We start from the raw sequence: 17,311 nt of genomic DNA, 5'->3' as shown, positions 1-17,311 counted from the left end.
GTCCGCGCCCTCCTGCGGCCCCTCGTGGGCCTCGCCTGCCTGCTCGCGCTGGTGGGCTGCTCCAGCCTGTCCGGCACCGGCGACAAGGGCTACATCTCCGGCACCGGCGTCCCGACCGAGGTGGCCCCCGCCGACCGTGGCGAGCCGGTCTCGCTGACCGGCACCGACCTCGACGGCGCGGAGGTCGACCTCGCCGACCTGCGCGGCACGCCCGTCGTGGTCAACGTGTGGGCGTCCTGGTGCCCGCCGTGCATCCGCGAGCAGCCCGACCTCAACGAGGCCGCCGAGGCGCTCGGCGACGACGTGGCGTTCCTCGGCCTCAACATCCGCGACGCCTCGCGCGACGACGCGGCCGCCTACGTCCGCGACCTCGAGGTGCCCTACCCCTCAGTTTACTCCGCCGACGGCGCCGCCCTGCTGCCGTTCGCGGGCACGCTGACGCCCCGGTCGATCCCCAGCACGGTCGTCCTCGACCGCGAGGGCCGCGTCGCCGCCTCGGTCAACGGCCGGGTCCCCACCACCCAGACGCTGGTCTCGCTCGTCGAGGCGGTGCTCGATGAGTGACTGGTTCCAGGAGACGGCCCTGTCCGGGTCGATGGTGCTCGCCCTGCCCGTCGCCCTCGCCGCCGGCCTGATCTCGTTCTTCAGCCCCTGCGTCATCCCGCTGCTGCCGGGCTACCTGTCCTACGCCACCGGCATCTCCGGCGGCGAGCTCGACCAGGCCCGCCGCAGCCGCATGGTGCTGGGCGCGACGCTCTTCGTGCTCGGCTTCTCGGTCGTCTTCGTGCTGCTGGGCAGCCTCACCGGTGCCGCCGGGGCGTGGCTGTTCACCCACACCCGTCAGCTCAACCTGGTGCTGGGCGTCATCACGATCCTGCTGGGCGTCGCGTTCCTGGGCGCCTTCGGCTTCCTCCAGCGCGACTGGCGCATCCACAAGGTGCCCGCCGTGGGGCTCGCCGCGGCGCCGCTGCTCGGCTTCCTCTTCGGCGTCGGCTGGACGCCCTGCGTCGGGCCGACGCTGGCGGCGATCAACGTGCTCTCGGTCAACGAGGCCACCGCCGGTCGCGGCGCGCTGCTGTCGGCCGTCTTCGCGCTCGGCCTCGGCCTGCCCTTCATCGCCGCCGCCCTCGCCTACCGCCGCATGCTCGGCGCGTTCGCCGTCATCCGGCGCCACCAGGTGCTGGTCGTGCGCCTCGGCGGAGTGATGATGATCGCCGTCGGCATCCTGCTCGTGACCGGCTGGTGGGACCGCATCGTCCAGTGGCTCCAGCTGCAGGTCGTCCAGGGATTCGCGGTGCCGGTGTGACCGACCTCCAGCAGCGGCCCTCCGACGACCGCCAGGCCACCGCGCTGCCCACCGACCTCACGGCCCGCGAGCTCGGCCGGTGGACGTGGCGCCAGCTCACCTCGATGCGCACCGCCCTCGTGCTGCTCCTGCTGCTCGCGCTCGCCGCGATCCCCGGATCGGTGATCCCCCAGGAGAACATCGACTCACTGGCCGTCAGCCAGTGGCGCGACAACCACCCGCAGCTCGCCCCGATCTGGGAGCGGCTCGACCTGTTCAACGTCTACGGCTCGGTGTGGTTCGCCGCGATCTACATCCTGCTGATGATCTCGCTGGTCGGCTGCATCATCCCGCGCCTGTTCGTCTACGCCCGCGCCCTGCGCGCCCGCCCGCCCAGGGCGCCCCGCCACCTCTCGCGCCTGCCGGAGAGCACGTCGTACACCACCGACGAGGACCCCGACGTCGTGCTTGCCCGGGCCGCCGAGGTGATCAGGCGGCGCCGCTTCCGCGTGGACCACGCCGCCGGCGAGTCCGACGCGGTCGCGGCGGAGCGCGGACACCTCCGCGAGGCCGGCAACCTGCTGTTCCACCTCGCCGTCATCATCGTGCTGGTGGGCGTGGCCGCCGGGAGCCTGTTCGGCTACAAGGGCGGCGTGATCCTGCTCAACGGCGACGACTACGGGTTCTCCAACAACCTCACCCAGTACGACGACTTCGCCCCGGGCTCGCTCTTCGACCCCGACGTGATGGAGCCGTTCTCCTTCAGCATCACCGACTTCGACGTGGACTGGCTCACCGAGGGCAAGCGGGCCGGCATGGCCCGCGAGTTCGTCGCCAGGATCGACTACGAGACCGAGCCCGGCGGCGAGACCGAGAGCTACGACCTCAAGGTCAACCACCCGCTGACCATCGGCGGCACCGACGTCTTCCTCATCGGGCACGGCTACGCGCCCGTGATCACGATCCGCGACGGGGAGGGCAAGGTCGCCAAGAGCGGCCCCGTGGTGTTCCTGCCCACCAACGCGCAGACCTTCGAGTCGTTCGGCGTGGTCAAGGCGCCGTTCGCGCGCCCGGGCCAGATCGGGCTCGAGGGCGCCTTCTACCCGACCTTCGCGATGGGCCGCGACGCCGACGGAAACCTGACCATGCCCGCCTCGGTGTGGGGCGACGCGGTCGACCCGCTCCTCTCGCTGAGCGTGTGGACCGGTGACCTCGGCCTCGTCGACGGCAGCGCCTCGTCGGTCTACGTCCTCGACAAGGCCGACGCCACCCAGGTGTTGAAGGCCGACGGCCAGCCCCTCCGGCTCGACCTGCGCCCCGGCGAGAGCGCCACGCTCCCCGACGGCCTCGGCACCGTGACGTTCGAGGGGCTCCAGCGCTGGAACAAGATCCAGATCAGCCGCTCGCCGGGCAAGCTGGTCGCCCTGGCCGGAGTGGTCCTGGCGCTGGTGGGACTGCTGGGCTCGCTCTTCGTGCGCCCGCGGCGCCTGTGGGTCCGCGCGCGTCGCCAGGACGACGGGAGCACACTGGTGGAGCTGGCGCGGCTCGACCGGTCGTCGGCCGGCGACCCCGAGGACGGCGCCGCAGAGCTGGCCGCGATCGTGGAGGACCTGCGGCGCCCGACCGGCACCACCCAGACGAGCAGCACCAAGGATGAGGAGCAGTCGTGACCGACGCACAGTGGGAGGTGTTCAGCTACCAGGGCGTCATCGCCGCCGCGGTGCTCTACTTCCTCGCCATGCTGGCCTACTTCTTCGAGCTGGCCAGCCTGCGCACAGCGGGCAAGGCCGAGCCGGTGGCCGCCGGCGTCGAGGTCGGTGTCGGCCCCCGCACCGAGGCCGTGGGCGCGGGCCCCACCACGGAGGCTGTCGATGCCGGTCGCCGCTCCGAGGTGGCCGGACGCCTCGGGCTGGTGCTGACGACGTTCGCCGTCGCCGTCCACCTCGTCGCCCTCGTCGCGCGCGGCCTCGCGGCAGACCCCAACCGGGTGCCGTGGGGCAACATGTACGAGTTCACGATCTCCGGCACCTTCGTGGTGGCCCTGATCTTCGTGCTCTCCACGCTGCGCCTCGACGTCCAGTGGCTCGGCCCCCTGGTGAGCACGTTCGTCGTGGCGGCGCTCATGGCGGCGTTCCTCGGTCTCGACGACGCCCTGCTCCCGCTGCCCGACGCCCTGAACTCGCCGTGGCTGGTCATCCACGTGGTCTCGGCCGTCATCGCGACCGGAGCGTTCACCATCGGCGCGCTCCTCTCGGGGCTCTACCTGGTCAAGGCCCGCTCGACGGCCACCACCGGCTACCTCGCCCGGGTGCCCGAGCCCAAGGTGCTGGACCGGCTGTCCTACCGGATGCACGCGTTCGGCTTCCCGGTGTGGACCTTCGCGGTCCTCATCACCGGGCCCATCTGGGCACACCAGGCGTGGGGCGCCTACTGGAACTGGGACCCCAAGGAGGTGTGGGCCTTCATCACCTGGGTGGTCTACGCCGCCTACCTGCACGCCCGCGCGACCGCGGGCTGGCGCGGGCGCAACGCCGCGATCCTGGCGCTGGTGGGAGTGGCGACGCTGTGGTTCAACTTCATCGGCATCAACTTCTTCAGCACCACCAGCCAGCACTCGTACGCCGAGGGCGCCGCGCCGGAGACGTCAGTCGTCGTCGGGGTCGCGCGGACGGTCGAGTCCGCGTAGGAAGTCGGGGTCGTCGTCGGGGCCGATCACCCGCGGGCGCGGCGTCGTGCCGCCGTCGAGGCGGCGCAGCGTCAGCTTGACCAGGAACCACACGACGATCGCGATGGCGGCGACGACGAGCAGGACCTTCAGCATTCCTCCAATGTAGTGGGGGGCGCCTAGTCTGGTGTCGTGAAGGAGTTCGTCGTCTACACCGCCATGCGGATCCTGTTGTTCCTGGCCTCGTTCGGCGTCGTCGTCGGCCTGATGGCCTTGTTCCTCGACGGCCGCTACAACCTGTTCTGGGCCGTGATCGCGGCCTTCCTGATGTCCGGCATCGCGTCCTACTTCATCCTCGACCGCCAGCGCGAGGCCTTCGCCCGCCGCGTCGAGGAGCGCGCCTCGCGGGCGTCGGCGGCCTTCGAGGCCCGCAAGGCGCGCGAGGACGAGGAACGTCCCGGCGCCGAGCGCGACTGACCGGCAACGGCCCGGAGTCGGCGAGAGGCGGACGGAGCCATGGCGACGCTGCGGGTGGACCGGCGCCGGGCTCTCGCGTGGCGCCTGGGCCGCCAGCACCTGCTCGCCGGCGCCGCCGACACCACTGACGTCGTCCGGACGCTGGCCGCGGTGTCGGTCTTCGGCTCCGACCCCGACCTGTCCGTGCGCCGGCGCCTGGCCGCGCCCGGTGCGCCGGGGGAGGTGCAGCGGGCGCTGGCCGACGGCCGGCTCGTGCGGACCTTCTCGTTCCGCGGGTCGGTGCAGCTGATGGCGCCCGAGACCGCCGGCGCCTACCTCGCGCTCCGCTCGGCGGGGCGGCAGTGGGCGCTGCGGAGCTGGGTCGAGCACTACCGGCTCGCGCCCGAGGACTGGCCCGACCTGCGCGCGATCGTCCGCGAGGTCGTGGCCGACGGGCCCGTCGCCCCGCAGGCGGTCGCCGACGTGCTCGCCGGCTCGGCGCGCTTCGCCCACCTGGCGCGCGAGTTCGCCGAGCCCAACCACACCTTCCTCAAGCCCTTCGCGTGGCAGGGTGACGTCGTGCTCGGCCCGGACCTGTCGGCGCTGGAGCTCCAGAGCCCCGCGGCCGCGCCCGGGTGGGCCGGTGTCCCCGACCTCGACGAGGCCGGCCCGCGGGCCGTGCTGGAGTACGTCGACGCCTACGGCCCCACCACGCCGGTGCACGTCGAGCGCTGGCTCGGCGGCGGGCTCAGCGCCGGTCGCCGGCGCCTCGAGCGGTGGTGGGACCAGGTGGGCGACGACCTCGTCGAGGCCGACGTCGAGGGGGAGAGGCGGTGGCTGCTCGCCGCGCACGCCGACGACCTCGCGTCGGCGCGGCGGGAGCCGACCGTGGTGCTGCTGCCCGGCAAGGACGCCTGGGTGGTGGGGCCGGGCACCGACGACACGTGGGTGGTGCCGCCCGCCCTCCGACCGGCGATGACCCGCGGAGCCGCCCCGGTCGTGGTCGACGGCACCGTCGCCGGGACGTGGCGGGTGCGCGGCGACGTGCTGGAGGTGGACGCGCCGCTGTCCCCGGACCTGGCCGCCGAGGCGGACCGCCTCGGCTCGCTCCTCGGCGCCGACCTCGAGCTCAGAACCCGGTGAGGTTGTAGGGCTGCTCGTCGAGGTCGGCCATCGCGGCGAAGCGCCGTACGGCCTCGTCGGTGCCCTCGACGCGCCCGGCGCGGCGCAGCTGGAGCACCGGCACCGCGCCGAGGAACAGCGAGCCCAGGGTCTCGGCGGTGACCCGGACCTCGCCGGCCCCGTCGGTGGGGACGACCGTGGCGACGCCGGCGGCCGACGTCAGCTCGAAGCTGCCGGCCGCGTGGCCCTGCGGGTCGTCGACCTCGAGCACGACCGTCCCGTCCGCCGCCCACGGGCGCGCCGCGAGCGCGCGCGGGACGTCGAGGACGCGCAGCCACAGGAACTCCCCCAGCTTGGTGGTGCGCACCCGGTTGAGGTCGGTCAGCGCCCACATGAGCGGGTCCTGCGGGTGGAACAGGCTGAATTCGACGGTCCTGACCCGGTCGAGGCCGGCGAGGAACGACCACAGCCCGAGCCGCGCCGGGGTGCTGAGCGCGGCCATCTCGTCCACCCGCACGGAGTCCTTCTCGCCGTGCTTGTAGATGGTGAAGCCGTCGACGTGCCCGTCGTCGCTGACGTGCACGGCGGTGCGGATCTTGCGGTTGCTGCCGCTGCCGTTGAAGTCGTAGGCACCGGAGTGCATGTCCTCGTACTGCGTGGGCCACTCCACCGACCCGCGCTGACGGGCGTGGAAGGCGGTGAAGACCGCCTCGACGTGGGGCCAGGCGTCGACCGGCTCGAGCAGCTCGACGCGGCCGGGGTCGACGAAGGACCGGAAGGCGAAGCCGGGCGAGGTGTCGACCTCGACGCCGTGCTGGAACGTCGCCGGACCGAAGCCCCACCGGCCGTAGATCGTGGCCTCGGACGCGGTCAGTGCCGCGACCGGGATCTGCTGCTCGACCGCGTCCGCGAGGTCGGCCTCGATCATCCGCCGCAGCAGGCCGCGGCGACGGTGCGCCGGGCTGGTGGTGACGTCGGTGATCATCCGCAGCGGGAGCAGCTCGCGGCCGGCGTTGAGGGTCTTGTCGAGGCTGGCGTAGGTCGCGACGGGCATCGGGCCGGAGCCGAGCTCGCCGTCGGGCAGCCAGGCGCCCCGGACCGTGACCCGGTCCGTGCGGTAGTGCCCGATCCACCGGTCGACCAGCTCGTCGTCGGGTCGGGGGTCGCGGAAGCCGCGCAGCACAGCGCCGACCCAGCCACGGAGTCGTGCGACGGCCGGCTCCGCGTCGTCGGAGAGGTCGAGGATGGCGAAGTCGTAGTCCACGCCTCAACGCTAGTCAGCGCGGGTGGCGCCCCGCCAACGGATTGACGGCGCTCGTCAGGAGAGCAGGAGCAGCGGACCGGCGACCAGGAGCGACCAGAGCAGCTCGGCGGCGCCCGTCGCGGCCAGCACCGGGATCAGGGCCGGTCCCGCGGTCCCCTGGAGGACGGCTCGCGTCGGGGCGGCGACACGCGCCAGGAAGAGGAGGCCGACCAGCGCCCACCACGTGGTGGCGGCCGCGACCGCCACGACCGCGGCGGCGGCGACCAGCACCAGGAACGCGTAGGCGTAGCGGGTGCGCTCGTCGCCGAGGCGCACCGCCAGCGTCCGCTTGCCGGCGACGGTGTCGGTCGGGATGTCGCGGAGGTTGTTGGCGACCAGGATGGCGCACGCCAGCGCACCGATGCCGACACCGGCGTAGAGCGCCGGCCACTCCCAGGTCCGGGTCTGGACGTAGGTGGTGCCGACGACCGCCACCAGGCCGAAGAAGACGAAGACCATCACCTCGCCGAGGCCGAGGTAGCCGTAGGGCCGCTGCCCGCCGGTGTAGAACCACGCGGCCACCACGCACACGACCCCGACCGCGACGATCCACCACGCGGTCGTGGCGGCGAGGACCAGTCCGGCGACCGCGGCCACGCCGAAGGCGGTGAAGGCGGCTGCCTTGACCGCGCCCGGCGACGCCGCCCCCGAGCCGACGAGGCGCATCGGGCCGACCCGGTCGGCGTCGGTGCCGCGGACGCCGTCGGAGTAGTCGTTGGCGTAGTTGACTCCGACCTGCAGCGCCAGGCTCACCACGAGGGCGAGCAGCGCCTTCCACCACACGGCGTGGTCGACGTACGCCGCGACGCCGGTGCCGGCGAGCACGGGCGCGACCGCCGCGGGGAGGGTGCGCGGCCGGGCGCCGGCGAGCCAGTCAGCGGAGGAGGTCACCGGTGGATTCTGGCAGGGGCGCGTCGGGTTCGAGCATCGTGGGCGGCCCGCCGGCTGCCGCGTCCTCCGGCGCAGGCCCGTCCGCGCGCGCGTCGGCCAGCACGTCGGCGGGCACGTGCTGCTCGAGGAAGCGCCGGCCTGCGTGCGCGGACACGTGCAGCCCGGCCGCGCCGACGACGACGATCACGGCGATCGTGAGCCATCCGAAGGCTCCCCACTCCATCGCGAGGAAGCCGTAGAGCGCGGGCGCCCAGAACCGTCCGAGGGTGCTGCCGAGCTCCGAGACGCCCTGGTAGTCACCGCGGCGACGGGGGTCCATCAGCTCGGCCTCGAGCGTCCATCCCGATGCGGAGAGGAAGAGCTCGGCCCAGGTCAGGACGACGTGGCCGAGGAAGAACAGCACGATGGTGAGCCACCCGGTCGTCTCGTGGGTGGCCAGGGTGACCAGGCAGGTCAGGACGAAGAAGACCGTGGAGAGGCGGACGGCGCGCAGGGCGGTCGTGACGTCGCGGATGCCACGCGACGCCATGCGCGGCAGCACGATGCACATCACCGTGTTGGTGCCGAAGAGCACCGCCACCAGCACCTTGGGGGCGTCGGTCTCGGTCACCAGCCACACCGGGATGACCGTGTGGAGCAGCACCTGGTTGGTCCACATGACACCGGTGAAGAAGGTGACGGCGATCCAGCTGCGGTTGCGGATCGCCGGGATGCCCTCCGGCTTGGCCCGCGGCTCGGAGCTGCGGACGTCGTGGGTGGCGTCGGGCAGTCGGGGGATGGCGGCGCTGTTGCACAGGAACAGCACCGCGCTCACGAGCGGCGCCCACCGCAGCGCCTCGGTGCCGAACGCGATCGCTCCCGCCCCGAGGAACGCGCCGACGCTGAAGCCGACGTTGAGCGCGGAGTAGAGGTAGGCGCGCGACTCCACGCGCTCCGACGGGGGGAGGATGTCGATGACGTACGCCCCGTGCGCCGTGCCGCCGAGGGTGCCGGCGACCTCCATCGCGACGGCCAGCGCGACGTACTCGGGGAAGCTGTCGATGAACGGCCACGCCAGGAAGAGCGCACCCTGGACCGCGGCCGACAGGGTCCACATCCGCTTGGGGCCGAAGTGGTCGACGAGCTTGCCCATCGGCACCGCCACCACGAAGCTCGCGATCGCGGCGATGGTGAGGCCGATGCCCACCTGGCCGAGGGAGAGCCCCACCACGAGGGTGAAGAACACGGCCGATCCCGCGAGGAACGTGCCCTCGCCGGAGGCGAAGAGGAGGGACTGGACCGACAGCCGTCCGGCGAGGGTGGAGGGGGGAGTGGCGTAGTTCTTCAGTGCGGTGAACATCGCCGGCAATTGTCACCTGCCGCCCACCCCCGCGTCCTCCCATTTCCGGCCGGTGGGCGGTGTCGTGACGTGCCGTCGGTCACCCTCCCGGGGACGGAGACGCGCGCCGCGGAGCCGCTACGTCCCGATCCCGATCACGACCCCGGCGATCGCGGCGTTGGCGAGGTTGGCGAGCGCGCCGGCGAGCAGTGCCCGCACCCCGAGCTGAGCGATGACGCCGCGGCGCTCGGGGAGCAGCGAGCCGAGGGCGCCGATCTGGATGGCGATCGAGGCGAAGTTGGCGAAGCCGGCCAGCGCGAAGGTCACGACGGCGACGGTGACGGGGGAGAGGCTGTCGATCTCGGGCCCGAAGCTGGCGAAGGCGACGAACTCGTTGAGCACCGTCTTCTCGCCGATCCAGCCGCCCGCCTGGGCCGCCTCCGACCACGGCACGCCCAGCAGCCAGGCGAGCGGTGCCAGGCACCAGCCGAGGATGCCCTCGAAGGTGAGGTCGTCCACGCCGACCCAGGAGCCGACGGCGCCCAGGATCCCGTCGGCCATCGCGATCAGCGCGACGAACGCGATGAGCAGGGCGCCCACCGTGACCGCGATCTGCGCCCCGGCCAGGGTGCCGCGCCCGATGGCGTCGATTACGTTGGTCGACTCCTCGTCGCGCACCGCGCGCACGTCGACCTCCTCCTCGGCGTCGACCGGGGTCGCGCCCTCGAGCTCGTCGTCCTCCGGCGTGCTGTCGGGCCACATCACCTTGGCCATGAGCAGCGAGGCGGGGGCGTTCATGACGGTCGCGGCGAGCAGGTACTCCAGGGGAGCGCCCAGCAGCGAGTAGCCCACGAGCGTCGAGCCGGCGGCTGCCGCGAAGCCCGCGGTCATCACGGTGAACAGCTGTCCGCGGCGCAGCGAGCGCAGGTAGGGCGCGATCATCAGCGGCGCCTCGGACTGGCCGAGGAAGATCACCGTCGCGCCGTACATCGACTCGACCTTGCTGATCCCGAGCAGCCTGGAGAGCGCGCCGCCCAGCAGCCAGGTGGCCCACTGCACGACCCGCAGGTAGTAGAGCAGGCCGATCAGCGCGCCCAGGAAGATGATCACCGGGAGTACCTGGAGGGCGAAGACCGTCTGGTTGTCGTCGCCCACCTCGACCAGCGGGCCGAACACGAACGACGTGCCGTCCTCGCTGTAGCCGATGAGCGCGGCCACGCCGTCGGAGACCCACCGGAGGGCGTCCTTGCCCGGGCCCCACCGCAGCACCAGCGCCGCGAAGCCGACCTGGAGGGCCAGCGCGACACCGACGGTGCGCCAGGAGATGCCGCGGCGGTGCCTGGACAGCGCCACCGCGATCAGCAGCAGCACCGCCAGGCCGAGGATCCCCCGCAGGTCCGACATGCCCCTAGCCTGCCCGGCCGTCCTCGTCGTCGGCCTCCCCCTCGGGGCGGCCCCGCGCCATCCGCCCGGTGTCGCGGGTGATGCGGTCGGCGCGGCGCCGCTCGAAGAGGAGGATGGCGACCACCACCCCCACCATGACGAGGACGGTGACGATCAGCCGGAAGGCGTCCATTCCCCCACCATGGCACGCTGATGACGTGGACACGACCCGGCACGACACGACCCGGAACGACGCGACCCGCGACGACCTGCTCGCCTGGCTGGAGAGCAAGCGACGGCACGTCCGGCAGCAGGTCGAGGCGATGCGGATCGAGGACAGGCGCGCCTCGACCCTCCCGTCCGGGTGGACGCCACTGGGGCTGGTGCACCACCTCACCCACGACGTCGAGCGACTGTGGTTCCGCGCGGCCGTCGGCGGCGAGCAGGTCGCCCTGCCCGTGGGCTACGACGGCTGGCTGGTGCCGATCGACCTGAGCGACGACGACGTGCTGGGCGCCTACGAGGAGGAGTGCCGGCTCGCGACCGAGGTGATCGCCCGTCGGCCGCTGGAGTCGCCGCTCGCGTGGTGGCTCGAGGGCGAGGAGCCGCCCTACTCGACGATGCGCGAGGTGCTGCTGCACGTGCTGGTGGAGACCGCGACGCACGCCGGCCACCTCGACGCGTGCCGCGAGCTCGCCGACGGCGGCCAGCGGCTGGTGCTCGACCGGCCGGAGTGAGGTGCGTGGCGGCGCCGGGCGCGTCGGACAGGACGAAGTCGCTGGGGCGTGAGGACGTATGCGTGGCCCGCCGGCGCCAGCCCGACTTGCTCCTGTCCGACACGCCGGGGCGAGCGGCGGGGGTGAGCGGCGGTCAGGCCCCGGGCACCACGCGCATGTCGCGGTCGGCGCCGCCGTCGAGCGCGCGCAGCGCCTCCTGGTAGGCCGCGCTCTCGTGCGCGGCGACCGCGGCCTCGACCGACTCGAACTCGATGACGACGGTGCGCGTCGCCCGGCCGTTCTCGAAGGTCGCCTCCGGCACGCCCCGCACGAGGAACCGCCCACCCGCGGCGACGAGCGCCGGGCCGGCGAGCACGGCGTAGGCGGCGACCTTGTCGGGGTCGTGGACGGCCGTGTAGGTCGTGATCCAGTACGCGCTCATGCGCGCGACCCTACGACGTGTGCCCGTCGCGACCGGCGCGGCCGAGCGACTAGCGTTCGGGGTGTGAGTCTCCTGCGTCCCTCGGACGAGCCCTCGGTCGCGATCAGGCAGCTCTCCCGGTGGCTGGAGGCCGACAGCCCGGAGCCGCTGCTGATCGAGACGTCCGGGTCCACGGGACGGCCCAAGGGCGTCGTGATCCCGCGCCGGGCCGTGCTGGCGAGCGTGGAGGCGTCCGCGCGGCGGCTCGGCGCGACGGGCCGGTGGCTGCTGGCGCTCCCCTCGTCGTACGTCGCCGGGGTGCAGGTGATCGTCCGGTCCCTCGTCGCCGGCCACGAGCCAGTGGTCCTCGACGGCCTCGACGTCCGGCGCGCGCTCGAGGCCGGCCCCGCCGGCGTCCCGGCGTTCGTCTCCCTGGTCCCGACCCAGCTGCACCGCATCGTCGCCGACCCCGAGCAGGTCGCCGCCCTCGCCCGCTGCCACGCCGTCCTCGTCGGAGGGGGTGGGCTCGACCCCGAAGCGCGCCGGAGGGCCGAGGACCAGGGCGTCCGCGTCGTCGCGACCTACGGCTCCTCGGAGACCTCCGGCGGCTGCGTCTACGACGGCGTGCCCCTCGACGGCGTCGGGGTTGCCATCGGCGCCGAGGGACGCGTGCGGATCTCGGGCCCCACCCTGTTCAGCCACTACGACGACGACCCGGAGCTGACCGCGGAGTGCGTCGTGGACGGCTGGTTCCTCACCTCCGACGCCGGGCGCCTCGACGCCGACGGCCGCCTGGAGATCATCGGCCGCCTCGACGACGTCGTGGTCAGCGGCGGGGTCAAGATCCCGGCCGCCGCGGTCGCCCAGCGGCTGCGCGAGCACCTGCTGGTGGAGGACGCCGAGGTCCTCGGCGTCCCCGACGCCGAGTGGGGCCAGCGCCTGGTCGCCGTCGTGGTCGGAGACGTCCGCGAGGCCGAGCTGCGCGACTGGGTCAGCCTGGTGCACCCCCGGTCGTGGGCGCCGCGGGAGTTCAGGCGGGTCGAGAGCCTGCCGCTGCTGCCCAACGGCAAGGTCGACCGCCAGGCGATCCGGGACGGCCTGTGATGGACGAGCTGCACGTCTTCTCGATCCCGCTGCGCACCAGGTTCCGCGGCATCACCGTGCGCGAGGGCGTCCTGCTGCGCGGGCCGGCCGGGTGGGGGGAGTGGTCGCCCTTCCTGGAGTACGACGCCGCCACCTCGCGCCCGTGGCTCGCGGCCGCCCGCGAGGCGGCCGATGAGGGGTGGCCGGAGCCGCGCCGCGACCAGGTGCCCGTCAACGTCACCGTCCCCGCCACCGACCCCGACCGGGCCCACGCCATCGTCACCGCCGGCGGCTGCCGCACCGCGAAGGTCAAGGTCGCCGAGCGCGGGCAGGGCCTCGCCGACGACCTCGCCCGGGTCGAGGCGGTGCGCGACGCGCTGGGGCCGGACGGCCTGGTGCGCGTCGACGCCAACGGCGGCTGGGACGTCGACGAGGCGGTCCGCGCGATCGGCGCCCTCGACCGCGCCGCCGGGGGCCTGGAGTACGTCGAGCAGCCGGTCATGGCGGTCGAGGACCTCGCCGTCGTGCGCCGCCGCGTCGACGTGCCGGTGGCCGCCGACGAGTCGATCCGCCGCGCCGAGGACCCCTACCGGGTGCGTGACCTGGAGGCGGCCGACATCGCCGTGCTCAAGGTGCAGCCCCTCGGCGGGGTGCGCGCGTGCCTGCGGATCGCCGAGGACATCGGCCTGCCCGTCGTCGTGTCAAGCGCCATCGAGTCGAGCGTCGGCATCGCGGCCGGGGTCGCCCTGGCCGCCGCGCTGCCCGAGCTGCACCACGCCTGCGGGCTGGCGACGGTGCAGCTGCTCACCGACGACGTGGTCACCGAGCCGCTGCTCCCGGTGGACGGGATGCTGCGGGTCGAGCGGCCCGAGGTCGACGAGTCGGCGCTCGCGCGGCTCGCCGCCGCGCCGGACCGGGTCGCCCACTGGCGCGAGCGGCTCGCGTCGGTAGGGCAGGATCGGACCCCGTGAACCCCTCCACCCGCCTGGCCCGCGACGTCGTCACCGCCCTGCGCGGAGCCCGGGTGGCGGAGGTCGTGCTCGCCCCCGGGTCGCGCAACGCGCCGCTGTCCTTCGCCCTCTACGACGCCGCGCAGGCCGGCGGCCCGCGCCTGCACACGCGGATGGACGAGCGGACGGCGGCCTTCCTCGCGCTCGGCCTCGCCAAGGTCGGCGGCCGGCCCGCGGCGGTGAGCTGCACCTCCGGCACGGCGGTGGCCAACCTGTTCCCGGCGGTGGTCGAGGCGGCGCACGCCGCGGTCCCGCTCGTCGTGGTGACCGCCGACCGGCCGGCCCGGCTGCGCGGCACGGGCGCCAACCAGACCACGGACCAGAGCGGCATCTTCGGCGAGTTCGCACCGACGCTGGACGTCGCGGCGGCCGACCTCGACGACCTGCTCGCGTTCGTCCGCACGCACGACCACCGGCGCCCGGTGCACCTCAACGTCCAGCTCGACGATCCGCTGCTGCCCGACGAGGGGTGGGACGGCGGCGACGTGCCGGCGTGGCCCGCCCCCGCGGCCCCGCGGGCGCCGCAGCCCCTGGAGCTCGCCCTCGGCCCGCGCACCGTGGTCGTCGCCGGGGACGACGCCGGTCCGCCCGCGCGCCAGCTCGCCGAGAGCGCCGGCTGGCCGCTGCTCGCCGAGCCCAGCAGCGGCTGCCGCACCGGCGACGCCGTGGTCCGCACCTACCGGCTCCTGCTCGACGGCGACCTCGGCGGGCGGGTCGAGCGCGTGGTCGTCCTCGGCCACCCCACCCTGTCGCGCCCCGTGTCGCGGCTGCTGGCCCGCGAGGACGTCGAGGTGGTCTCCGTGCGGCCGCGCGGGATGTGGGCCCGGCGTCCCTTCCCGGTGGCCGCCGAGGTCGAGGCCCACGACGGCGTCCGTGCGGCCGGCACCGACGACCCGGGCTGGCTCGAGGAGTGGCGCGTCGCGGACCGGTCGGTCTCCCGCGCGCTCGACCGGCTGCTGGCCGCCGAGCCCGATCTCACGCCCCACGAGGTGGCGGGCGCGGTGAGCCGCGCGCTCCCGGCCGGCGGGCTGCTGGTGGTGGGCGCCTCCAACCCGATCCGCGACCTCGACCTGATGGTCGCGCCCTACGACGTCGGCGGGCGCCGCAAGGTGATCGCCAACCGCGGCCTGGCCGGCATCGACGGCACCGTCAGCTCCGCGATCGGCGCCGCGCTCGGTCGGTCGCGGTCGACCCGCGCGCTCGCGCTGATGGGCGACGTGACCTTCCTCCACGACACCACGGGGCTGTTCCTGGGCCCGCGCGAGGAGCGTCCCGACCTGACGATCGTGGTGGTCAACGACGACGGCGGCTCGATCTTCGCCACCCTCGAGCAGGGTGCGCCCGAGCACGCCGACCGCTTCGACACCCTCTTCGGCACCCCGCACGGCGTCGACGTGGCCAGCCTCTGCGCGGCGGCGCGGGTGCCGCACCTGCGCGTCACCGGCCTGCCCGAGCTCGAGCAGGCCCTCGCCTCGCCCAACGGGGGGATCGAGGTCGTCGAGGCGCGCGTGCGCCGCGACAACCGCGCCGACCTCGACACAAGAATCCGCGCGCTGGCCCCCTGAGGGGCCAACGCGCGGATCCGGTGGTCGAGCGTCGAGCAGTCGATCAGGCCTGCGGGGTCTCCCACACGCGGACCCAGTCGACGTACATGTGCTGCGGCAGCTTCTTGTCGCTCATCTCCAGCGCCTCGTAGTCGGAGGCGAGCAGGCTCAGGATGAGGTACTGCTGCTCCTTGGAGACGCGGGCCGACGTGCGCCAGGTCTCCTTGCCGTCGATGCGGAAGATGATCGTCTTCGGCGTCCACTGGACCGAGAAGACGTGGTAGTTCTTCGACCAGCCGTCGCGCTTGTTCTTCAGGAACGACTTCGAGTCCTTGATCCACGAGCCGGTCTTGATCAGGCGCTTGCCCTTGTACCAGTGGATGAAGCTGGTGAGGCCGCCCTGCGGGTGCTTGTCACCGAAGTACTCGATGATGTCGATCTCGTGGCCGTCGCTGCCCGGGCCGTTCTCGCTGGCCGGCTGCGACCAGAAGCTCGCGTGCTGGCCCTTGCTCTTGTGCATCTTGATGCGGGCGGCGGCGACGCCGTACTTGAAGGAGAACCCGTCCTTGGTGCCGATGTGGCCGTTGAGGCGGTAGGAGATCTTCTTCTTGAGCTTGCGCGACTGGGCGGTGCACTTGGACTTCTTGGACTTGTCCTTGATGACGCTCAGGCGCACGGTGCCACCGGAGACCTTGACGGCCTTCGGGTCGCCCTTGGAGCACTTGCGCTTGCTGGCCGGCTCGTAGTCCTGCCCGCGCATGCTCCAGGCCGGGCCGAGCGAGCTCCCGGAGAACTCGTCGGTGAACGTGGGGGTCAGCCACTGCGCGGTGTCGGCGCTGCCGCTGGTGACCTTCCCGAGGCCCTTGACCTTCTGGGCCGTCACGCGGTAGGTCACGGCGGCGCCACCGCTGGCGACCGCGGCGGTGAAGTTGGCGTCGCCCGACTTCTCCTGCTTGGCGGTGCCGACCTTCTTCCACGAGGTCCCGTCGAGGCGCTCGAGGACGACCTTGCGGCCGACCTTGACCGGCTTGATCCTGGCGGTGACCGCGGCCTTGGCCTGGTCGGCGCTGGCGGTGCGCTTGCCCTGCTGGACGATCTGCGGGAGCACCTCCAGGGAGATCTTCTGGTTGGCCTTCTTGGTCACCGACGTCGACGCGGGCAGCGCCGCGGAGTCGGTGGCCGAGCCGGTCTCGACCGTGAGGAGCAGAGACGCGGGCAGGAGCAGCGCGGCAGCGCTGCCTGCGAGCACGCGGCGTGCAGACATATAGGACTCTCTTCGTGTCGGGTGCGATTCGGTGTTTCCCCCAGGGCACTCCACCCGTCGGAGGCTGCCCCACCCTAACCTCGCGCCCCACCAGTCCGGCGATTCGGCGTGCCCGCGGCAGGCATACTGTCGCCCCATGAGGATCACGAAGTTCGGCCACGCCTGCGTCCGCGTGCAGGGTGAGGGCGGCGTCGTCGTCATCGATCCGGGGGTGTTCACCGACCCGGAGGCACTCGAGGGCGCCGACGCCGTGCTGATCACCCACGAGCACGCCGACCACGTGCACCCCGACCACCTCCGCGGGATCGACGTGCCCGTCTGGACGATCGCCGCCGTGGAGCGGGCGCTGCGCGAGCAGGCGCCCGAGGTGGCCGAGAGGGTCACGATCGTGCGACCCGGCGACCGCCTCGACGTCGCCGGCACGGCGGTCGAGGTCGTGGGCGAGAAGCACGCGGTCATCCACCCCGACTACGACCGCTTCGACAACTCCGGCTACGTCCTGGAGTCGGGCGGGTCGAGCGTCTACCACCCGGGCGACGCGCTCACCCCGCCCGGCCGGTCCGTCGACGTGCTGCTCGCCCCGGTGAGCGCCCCGTGGCTCAAGCTCAGCGAGGCCGTCGACTTCGTACGCGAGGTCGGCGCGCCGACCTCGCTGGCCATCCACGACCGCATCTACAGCGACATCGGCCTCGACTTCGTCGCCACCCACATGGGCAGCCTGCTGCCCGACTCGCAGGCCTACGTGCGTCGCGAGCCCGGCGAGGACCTCTAGGTGTACCTGGCCATCAGGTTGGTAGCAGTCGGCTGATGGGTGGGAGTCCTGCGAGTGCGCTGTGGCGTCGTCGAGTGT

Annotated in this window: 19 protein-coding genes; 11 read left to right on the top strand and 8 right to left on the bottom strand. The window is 73.2% G+C overall.

Translation table 11 applies throughout. The annotated features are described in order from the left end of the window. Positions 1-24: 24 nt before the first annotated feature. The 4 genes from AC4H2S_RS20955 to ccsB are packed head-to-tail and all read left to right on the top strand — an operon-like array spanning position 25 to position 3,971. Complete coding sequence (locus AC4H2S_RS20955) at positions 25-564, top strand: TlpA family protein disulfide reductase (RefSeq protein ID WP_491498926.1); 540 nt, start codon at positions 25-27, stop codon at positions 562-564. Next, a complete protein-coding gene (locus AC4H2S_RS20950) occupies positions 557-1,306 on the top strand; it encodes a cytochrome c biogenesis CcdA family protein (protein ID WP_186340149.1) in 750 nt (249 codons plus the stop codon). The genes AC4H2S_RS20955 and AC4H2S_RS20950 overlap by 8 nt, the downstream gene beginning before the upstream one ends. Further along, positions 1,303-2,955 carry a cytochrome c biogenesis protein ResB gene (gene resB / locus AC4H2S_RS20945; RefSeq protein ID WP_491498925.1) on the top strand — a complete coding sequence of 551 codons (1,653 nt, stop codon included), beginning with the start codon at positions 1,303-1,305 and terminating at the stop codon, positions 2,953-2,955. The genes AC4H2S_RS20950 and resB overlap by 4 nt, the downstream gene beginning before the upstream one ends. Beyond that, complete coding sequence (ccsB, locus tag AC4H2S_RS20940; RefSeq protein ID WP_491498924.1) at positions 2,952-3,971, top strand: c-type cytochrome biogenesis protein CcsB; 1,020 nt, start codon at positions 2,952-2,954, stop codon at positions 3,969-3,971. Before resB ends, ccsB begins: the two co-directional genes overlap by 4 nt. On the opposite strand, the gene AC4H2S_RS20935 is transcribed toward ccsB, so the two are convergent. Then, entirely contained in the window at positions 3,930-4,106 is a 177-nt protein-coding gene (locus AC4H2S_RS20935; protein WP_491498923.1) for a hypothetical protein, read from the bottom strand. The two genes, ccsB and AC4H2S_RS20935, sit on opposite strands and share 42 nt — an antisense overlap. 36 nt (positions 4,107-4,142) lie before the next feature. Here AC4H2S_RS20935 and AC4H2S_RS20930 point away from each other — a divergent pair, with 36 nt between their 5' ends. Together AC4H2S_RS20930 and AC4H2S_RS20925 are read left to right on the top strand one after the other, a co-directional pair. Further along, positions 4,143-4,427: a DUF4229 domain-containing protein gene (locus AC4H2S_RS20930; protein ID WP_491498922.1), complete on the top strand. Its 285-nt coding sequence runs from the start codon at positions 4,143-4,145 to the stop codon at positions 4,425-4,427. Positions 4,428-4,466: 39 nt separating this feature from the next. Beyond that, complete coding sequence (locus tag AC4H2S_RS20925) at positions 4,467-5,549, top strand: DNA glycosylase AlkZ-like family protein (protein WP_491498921.1); 1,083 nt, start codon at positions 4,467-4,469, stop codon at positions 5,547-5,549. Here the strand turns inward: AC4H2S_RS20925 and AC4H2S_RS20920 are convergent. The 5 genes from AC4H2S_RS20920 to AC4H2S_RS20900 all read right to left on the bottom strand — a co-directional run bounded on the left by AC4H2S_RS20920 (position 5,536) and on the right by AC4H2S_RS20900 (position 10,616). Next, a complete protein-coding gene (locus tag AC4H2S_RS20920) occupies positions 5,536-6,792 on the bottom strand; it encodes a GNAT family N-acetyltransferase (RefSeq protein WP_491498920.1) in 1,257 nt (418 codons plus the stop codon). The genes AC4H2S_RS20925 and AC4H2S_RS20920 overlap by 14 nt on opposite strands. A gap of 54 nt (positions 6,793-6,846) precedes the next feature. Beyond that, positions 6,847-7,722 (bottom strand): 1,4-dihydroxy-2-naphthoate polyprenyltransferase, encoded by an 876-nt coding sequence (locus tag AC4H2S_RS20915; RefSeq protein ID WP_491498919.1) that lies wholly within the window; start codon positions 7,720-7,722, stop codon positions 6,847-6,849. Continuing rightward, positions 7,706-9,061 carry an MFS transporter gene (locus AC4H2S_RS20910; protein WP_491498918.1) on the bottom strand — a complete coding sequence of 452 codons (1,356 nt, stop codon included), beginning with the start codon at positions 9,059-9,061 and terminating at the stop codon, positions 7,706-7,708. The genes AC4H2S_RS20915 and AC4H2S_RS20910 overlap by 17 nt, the downstream gene beginning before the upstream one ends. Before the next feature lie 117 nt (positions 9,062-9,178). Continuing rightward, positions 9,179-10,444 carry a NupC/NupG family nucleoside CNT transporter gene (locus AC4H2S_RS20905; protein ID WP_491498917.1) on the bottom strand — a complete coding sequence of 422 codons (1,266 nt, stop codon included), beginning with the start codon at positions 10,442-10,444 and terminating at the stop codon, positions 9,179-9,181. Positions 10,445-10,448: 4 nt separating this feature from the next. Further along, positions 10,449-10,616 carry a hypothetical protein gene (locus tag AC4H2S_RS20900; RefSeq protein ID WP_491498916.1) on the bottom strand — a complete coding sequence of 56 codons (168 nt, stop codon included), beginning with the start codon at positions 10,614-10,616 and terminating at the stop codon, positions 10,449-10,451. Positions 10,617-10,641: 25 nt separating this feature from the next. Between AC4H2S_RS20900 and AC4H2S_RS20895 the strand changes: the two genes are divergently transcribed. Continuing rightward, positions 10,642-11,160, top strand: a complete 519-nt coding sequence (locus AC4H2S_RS20895; RefSeq protein ID WP_491498915.1) for a mycothiol transferase — start codon at positions 10,642-10,644, stop codon at positions 11,158-11,160. Between the two features lie 133 nt (positions 11,161-11,293). On the opposite strand, the gene AC4H2S_RS20890 is transcribed toward AC4H2S_RS20895, so the two are convergent. Next, complete coding sequence (locus tag AC4H2S_RS20890; protein WP_491498914.1) at positions 11,294-11,581, bottom strand: DUF1330 domain-containing protein; 288 nt, start codon at positions 11,579-11,581, stop codon at positions 11,294-11,296. Between the two features lie 63 nt (positions 11,582-11,644). Here AC4H2S_RS20890 and AC4H2S_RS20885 point away from each other — a divergent pair, with 63 nt between their 5' ends. The 3 genes from AC4H2S_RS20885 to menD are packed head-to-tail and all read left to right on the top strand — an operon-like array spanning position 11,645 to position 15,218. Beyond that, positions 11,645-12,664, top strand: a complete 1,020-nt coding sequence (locus AC4H2S_RS20885; RefSeq protein WP_491498913.1) for an AMP-binding protein — start codon at positions 11,645-11,647, stop codon at positions 12,662-12,664. Continuing rightward, entirely contained in the window at positions 12,664-13,614 is a 951-nt protein-coding gene (locus tag AC4H2S_RS20880; protein ID WP_491498912.1) for an o-succinylbenzoate synthase, read from the top strand. Before AC4H2S_RS20885 ends, AC4H2S_RS20880 begins: the two co-directional genes overlap by 1 nt. Then, complete coding sequence (gene menD, locus AC4H2S_RS20875) at positions 13,611-15,218, top strand: 2-succinyl-5-enolpyruvyl-6-hydroxy-3-cyclohexene-1-carboxylic-acid synthase (protein ID WP_491498911.1); 1,608 nt, start codon at positions 13,611-13,613, stop codon at positions 15,216-15,218. The genes AC4H2S_RS20880 and menD overlap by 4 nt, the downstream gene beginning before the upstream one ends. Before the next feature lie 43 nt (positions 15,219-15,261). Here menD and AC4H2S_RS20870 read toward each other — a convergent pair whose 3' ends face one another. Next, complete coding sequence (locus AC4H2S_RS20870; protein WP_491498910.1) at positions 15,262-16,461, bottom strand: glycoside hydrolase family 16 protein; 1,200 nt, start codon at positions 16,459-16,461, stop codon at positions 15,262-15,264. A gap of 136 nt (positions 16,462-16,597) precedes the next feature. Here AC4H2S_RS20870 and AC4H2S_RS20865 point away from each other — a divergent pair, with 136 nt between their 5' ends. Continuing rightward, positions 16,598-17,233, top strand: a complete 636-nt coding sequence (locus AC4H2S_RS20865) for an MBL fold metallo-hydrolase (RefSeq protein ID WP_491498909.1) — start codon at positions 16,598-16,600, stop codon at positions 17,231-17,233. Positions 17,234-17,311: the final 78 nt, after the last annotated feature.

It is taken from the genome of Nocardioides sp. Z13_37 (genome assembly GCF_058355585.1).
Note: the sequence above shows the minus strand (reverse complement) of the source record. Positions and strands in the feature narration are given on the sequence as shown.

What these genes read in the sequence shown, in the direction of transcription:
- AC4H2S_RS20950 (WP_186340149.1), top strand. Translation starts at nt 557, where the DNA reads ATGAGTGACTGGTTCCAGGAGACGGCCCTGTCCGGGTCGATGGTGCTC.
- AC4H2S_RS20935 (WP_491498923.1), bottom strand. Translation starts at nt 4,106, where the DNA reads ATGCTGAAGGTCCTGCTCGTCGTCGCCGCCATCGCGATCGTCGTGTGG.
- AC4H2S_RS20925 (WP_491498921.1), top strand. Translation starts at nt 4,467, where the DNA reads ATGGCGACGCTGCGGGTGGACCGGCGCCGGGCTCTCGCGTGGCGCCTG.
- AC4H2S_RS20910 (WP_491498918.1), bottom strand. Translation starts at nt 9,061, where the DNA reads ATGTTCACCGCACTGAAGAACTACGCCACTCCCCCCTCCACCCTCGCC.
- AC4H2S_RS20905 (WP_491498917.1), bottom strand. Translation starts at nt 10,444, where the DNA reads ATGTCGGACCTGCGGGGGATCCTCGGCCTGGCGGTGCTGCTGCTGATC.
- AC4H2S_RS20900 (WP_491498916.1), bottom strand. Translation starts at nt 10,616, where the DNA reads ATGGACGCCTTCCGGCTGATCGTCACCGTCCTCGTCATGGTGGGGGTG.
- AC4H2S_RS20890 (WP_491498914.1), bottom strand. Translation starts at nt 11,581, where the DNA reads ATGAGCGCGTACTGGATCACGACCTACACGGCCGTCCACGACCCCGAC.
- AC4H2S_RS20880 (WP_491498912.1), top strand. Translation starts at nt 12,664, where the DNA reads ATGGACGAGCTGCACGTCTTCTCGATCCCGCTGCGCACCAGGTTCCGC.
- AC4H2S_RS20870 (WP_491498910.1), bottom strand. Translation starts at nt 16,461, where the DNA reads ATGTCTGCACGCCGCGTGCTCGCAGGCAGCGCTGCCGCGCTGCTCCTG.
- AC4H2S_RS20865 (WP_491498909.1), top strand. Translation starts at nt 16,598, where the DNA reads ATGAGGATCACGAAGTTCGGCCACGCCTGCGTCCGCGTGCAGGGTGAG.